This window comes from Noviherbaspirillum sp. (genome assembly GCF_036846085.1).
Taxonomy (GTDB): domain Bacteria; phylum Pseudomonadota; class Gammaproteobacteria; order Burkholderiales; family Burkholderiaceae_D; genus Noviherbaspirillum.
Genome location: NZ_DAIUCO010000333.1, coordinates 1 through 4,945, shown reverse-complemented (window position 1 = coordinate 4,945; position 4,945 = coordinate 1). Strand labels below are relative to the sequence as shown.

General features: G+C 64.1%; 5 protein-coding genes. All 5 read left to right on the top strand.

The window, feature by feature from the left end; all coding sequences use genetic code 11:
- The first annotated feature begins 36 nt into the window (after positions 1–36).
- The 5 genes from V7080_RS24025 (at position 37) to V7080_RS24005 (ending at position 4,742) form a co-directional block, all read left to right on the top strand.
- On the top strand, positions 37–543 hold the full coding sequence (locus tag V7080_RS24025) for a FixH family protein (protein WP_334190906.1): 507 nt from the start codon (positions 37–39) through the stop codon (positions 541–543).
- 8 nt (positions 544–551) lie between these two features.
- Complete coding sequence (locus tag V7080_RS24020; RefSeq protein ID WP_334190905.1) at positions 552–788, top strand: hypothetical protein; 237 nt, start codon at positions 552–554, stop codon at positions 786–788.
- A 36-nt stretch (positions 789–824) separates the two neighbouring features.
- Complete coding sequence (locus tag V7080_RS24015) at positions 825–2,588, top strand: cation:proton antiporter domain-containing protein (protein ID WP_334190904.1); 1,764 nt, start codon at positions 825–827, stop codon at positions 2,586–2,588.
- A 71-nt stretch (positions 2,589–2,659) separates the two neighbouring features.
- A complete protein-coding gene (locus V7080_RS24010) occupies positions 2,660–4,111 on the top strand; it encodes a PAS domain-containing sensor histidine kinase (protein ID WP_334190903.1) in 1,452 nt (483 codons plus the stop codon).
- Entirely contained in the window at positions 4,101–4,742 is a 642-nt protein-coding gene (locus tag V7080_RS24005) for a response regulator transcription factor (RefSeq protein WP_334190902.1), read from the top strand. Before V7080_RS24010 ends, V7080_RS24005 begins: the two co-directional genes overlap by 11 nt.
- The last annotated feature ends 203 nt before the right edge of the window (positions 4,743–4,945 follow it).

Genomic DNA, 4,945 nt, shown 5'->3' with positions numbered 1-4,945 from the left:
TGGTGTTGCCAGGGCCGCGCCGCCCGCCGATGTAACATCAGGTTTTTCGTCACCCCCTGGTACGCCCACCGCTGGCCCTGGTTCCTGATGATCGGTCCGGTCGCCGTCGTGCTGGCCGGTATCGTCACCGGATGGATCGCCTTCGCGCAGCAGGATGCGCTGGTGGTGGATGACTATTACAAGCAGGGCAAGGCGATCAACCAGGATCTGCGGCGGGATCGCGCCGCCGCGGCGATGGCATTGTCGTTCGCGCTGCGCTATGACCCCGCCACCGGCAAGCTGGCCGGCAGCCTGCTCGCCAAGGGCCAGCCGCTCACCGGCGCGGCGCAACTGCGGCTGGTCCATTCAACCCGTCCCGAACTCGACATGCGCATTGTGATCGAGCCGGACAGCAGGGGCGATTTCGCGATCGACCTGCCGATGCTGGAGCGGGCGCGCTGGCAGGTGCAGGTGGAAGACATGCAGCGGAACTGGCGTTTGCAGGGCGGCTGGAAATGGCCGCAGGAACAGGCCGTTCAACTCAAGGCCGATCCGGTCCAGTAGGAGAAACCATGTTACGCCTTGCATTGGTCGTGTTATGGCCGTCGTTCCTGGTTGCATCGATGGCGGTGGGCTTCTTCTTCTCGATGTTCGACCCGCATGATCTGTCGATCAGCGGAATTCATCCCGATTTGCCGCCGATCGCGATCTATACCTCCGGGTTTTTCTTCTTCTGGGTATTCTGCTCGCTGGCCAGCATGCTGACCTGCTACCTGGTGTTGCCAGGGCCGCGCCGCCCGCCGATGTAACATCAGGTTTTTCGTCACCCAGCCGCGAGACCCGGATTGCAAGAACACCACCCCCTACCTTTCCTCGGAGAAGCCCTCCTGTTCCTTGCCCTGGCGGGCATCCTGATTCCCCTTCTGCAAGGCCTGCGCATCAACCAGGTCGTCGGCTTTCTCGCGGCGGGCATCCTGGTCGGGCCGTTCGGCCTCGGCCTCTGGACGGACAGTGTCCCGGCATTGCGCTATTTCACTGTCCAGCGAGGTGCCGGCGTCGATGCACTGGCTGAACTCGGCGTGCTGTTCCTGATGTTTACGATTGGCCTGGAACTGTCGGCCGCGCGGTTGTGGGCATTGCGGCGCTGGGTATTCGCCGGCGGCATGTCGCAGATCGCGCTGACCGCCATCCTCATCGGCGGCATGGCGTATGTATTCGGCAACCGCACCGAGACCGCGGTGGTGCTCGGCCTTGTGCTGGCGCTGTCATCCACCGCGGCGGTGATGCAGCTCATGACGGAACGGCGCACGCTCGGCACGCCGCTCGGGCAGGCCGGCTTTGCCATCCTGATGATGCAGGACCTTGCCGTCGTTCCCCTGTTCCTGCTGCTGGGCGTGATGGCGACCGGTGAAAGCGACAACCTGCTACCCCTGCTCGGCGGCGCGCTCGCCAAATCGGCGTTGGCCGTGATGGTGATCTACGTGGTCGGACGGCGATTGGTGCAGCCGGTGTTCCGGCATTTTTCCCGGCGTGGCCAGCCCGACGTATTCATGGCGCTCACCCTGCTGTGCGCGCTTGGCATCGCGGCGCTGACCGCGGCGGCCGGGCTGTCGCTGGCGCTCGGCGCGTTCCTTGCCGGACTGCTGCTTGCGGAAACGGAATTCCGGCATGAGGTCGAAGTGACGATCGAGCCGTTCAAGGGTTTGCTGATGGGCCTGTTCTTCATGTCGGTGGGCATGCAGATGGACCTGCGCCAGATCGCCGCGTCGCCGGTATGGATGCCGCTGTCGGTGATCGGCCTGTTCCTGATCAAGATGGCGGTGCTCGCGCTGGTCTTTCGCGCCGGCGGTTTTCCATGGGGACGGGCGGTCGAGGGCGGATTGCTGATGGGGCAGGGCGGCGAGTTCGCCTTCATCATCGTCGGCTTTGCGCTCACCGCCGGCCTGATCGATCCCGCAATCGCGCAATTCATGATGCTGGTGGTCGGATTCAGCCTCTTCGCCACGCCGGCGGCGGCAAGGCTGGGACGGGCCATCGGCGACTGGCGGGAGGAGCGCGGCGGCACCGGCGCGGCGGACCTGCATATGGCCACGCCGGAGCTGATGGAAGGCCATGTGCTGATCGCCGGGTTTGGCCGTGTCGGCCAGTTGCTGGCACGCATCCTCGCCGACCGCGGCATCCGGTATATCGCGCTGGAAAGCGACGGACGCCTCGCCGGACAACTGCATTCGCAGGGGCTCCCGGTCTATTTCGGCGATGCCGCGCGTGTCGAATTGCTGCGCAAGCTGCATGCCGACCGCGCCACCGCGATCGTCCTTACCATGGACCATGTGGCATCGGCCCTGCACGCGGTCGCCGCAATCCGGCGCGAATGTCCCCATACGCCGCTGTTCGCGCGCTCGCGCGACGAAAAACATGCACTGGCGCTGAAGAAGGCCGGCGCCACCATGGTGTTTCCGGAAACACTCGAATCGAGCCTGCAACTGTCGTCGCTTGTCCTGCAGACCCTGGGGGAATCCGAGGCCGCCGCAACGCATATCGTGCAGGCCGAGCGCGAGCGGCGGATTGCCCAGCTGCAAGGAGTGGAGCTGCCTGTCCCGCCGCTATAGAATACGGCGATACGATCTTCATTCGCAGCGCGGGACCATCGCCGCTGCATTACAGGGAACCCACATACCGCATGCTCAAAGGACAAAGCATCGACTGGATATTGCAGTCGGCCATTGACGCCATGCTGATCGCCGACCCGCAGGGCACCATCGTTCTTGCGAATCCTCCGGCGGAAAGCATGTTCGATTACACGCCGGGCGAGCTGATCGGCAAACAGATCGAAATACTCTTGCCGGAACGCTACCAGGCGGCGCACGTGGCGCTGCGCAGGAACTATTCGGAAATGCCGCATGCCCGCGCGATGGGGACGGGCAGGGAACTCTTCGGCAGGCGCCGCTCCGGTGCGGAATTTCCGGTGGAAGTCAGCCTGTCGCCGCTGAAAGGCGATTCCGGCGTCTCGCTGGTCATGGCGACCATTCACGACATCACCCGCCGCAAGCAGGCCGAGGCCGCGCTGCAGGAAAGCGAAGTCCGCATGCGCGCCATCTTCGATACCGCGGTCGATGCCATCGTGACCATCGATGCGCGCGGCATCATCGACCGTTTCAACCATGCGGCCGAGCGCCTGTTCGGCTACACCGAAGCGGAAGTGGCTGGCAGGAATGTCTCGATCCTCATGCCGTCGCCGTACCGGGAAATGCATGACGGTTATCTCGCGCACTACGCGAAGACCGGCGAGAAACGCATCATCGGCATCGGCCGCGAAGTCATCGGCCAGCGCAAGGACGGCAGCACCTTCCCGATGGATCTCGCGGTGGCGGAGATGTTCATCGGGGAGCGGCGCATGTATACCGGCATGGTGCGCGACATCAGCGAACGCAAGCAGGCGGAAGAGGCGCTGCGGCAATCGCAATCGGAACTGCGCCGTTTATCCGCCCACCAGGAACAAGTGAAGGAACAGGAGCGCAAGCGCATCGCGCAGGAAATCCACGATGAGCTCGGTGCGCAGTTGACCGGCATCAAGGCCTATGTGTCAGTATCGATCGACCGCGCGGTCCGCGCCGGCTTGCCGGCCGATCCGCTGCTGGTCGAAACCGCCGGCCTGGCCGACAATGCCATCAAGACGGTGCGCAAGGTCATCACCGACCTGCGGCCCAGCGTGCTCGACCAGCTCGGCGTGTGGGCGGCGCTGGAGTGGTATGCCGAACAGATCCAGGAGCGCTCGGGACTGGCATGCCGGTGCGACATCGATCCCTCGGCCGCCGACGTCGAACTCGACCATGAGCGCAGCACCATGGTCTTTCGCGTGGTGCAGGAGGCGCTGACCAACGTGGTGCGCCACGCCGGGGCATCAAAAGCCGTGGTGCAGGCGACCTGCGGCGACGGCATCGTCGCCGTCACGGTGGAGGACGACGGCAAGGGTATCGAACCCGAGCGCCTGCTCAACCGGGAATCGTGGGGCCTGCTCGGCATGTATGAACGCAGCCGGCATTTCGGCGGCGACCTGCGCATCACCGGCACACCCGGACAAGGCACCAGGGTGGTGCTGCGCCTGCCTCTGGAGACTGCATATGGCGAATAATCCGATCCGCATCATGCTGGTGGACGACCACACGGTGGTCCGCAACGGCGTGCGGCTGATGCTCAGTTCCGAATCCGATATCGTCGTCGAAGGCGAAGCCGCCAATGCGCAGGATGCGCTGGCGCTGGTGCGTGAACGGCACTTCGATGTCGCGCTGGTCGACATCGCCATGCCCGGCAAGAACGGGCTCGACCTGCTGCGCCTGCTGCGGGCGGAACAGCCGAAGCTCGCGGTGCTCATCCTCAGCACCTATTCGGAGGAAGTCTATGCGGTGCGCGCCCTCAAGCTCGGCGCCGCCGGCTACCTGACGAAGGACAGTCCCGCCGCCGCACTGATCGCCGCCGTGCGCAAGGCCGCCGCCGGCGGCAAGTACGTCAGCGAGGCGCTGACCGAAAAGATCGCCGGCATGCTCGGCGGCGGCGGTGCGGCGTCCCACGAAGAACTGTCGAACCGCGAACTGGAAGTGCTGAAAATGATCGCTGCCGGTGAAAGCCTGGTAAAGATCGCCGATACCCTGCATCTCAGCCCGAACACGGTCACCACTTACCGTACCCGCATCCTCGAAAAAATGGGCATGACGAGCAATGCGGAACTGACACGGTATGCGATTGAAAACGGCTTGCTGATTTGATGAACTGGCATCGACTCTAGGGATGCACCGACTATGGAAACAAGGCATATGACGCGTTTCCAGGCTCTCGCCGCGGCTTGCCCTTGAATGGGGGGTAGTCGAGGGCGAGGACGACAGGTCTTTACCTAGACTCATTTCATAAATGGATTTGTCGTCCCCGCGAAGGCGGGGACCCAGAGATGCTCCGCTTACGGAGCCAAGGC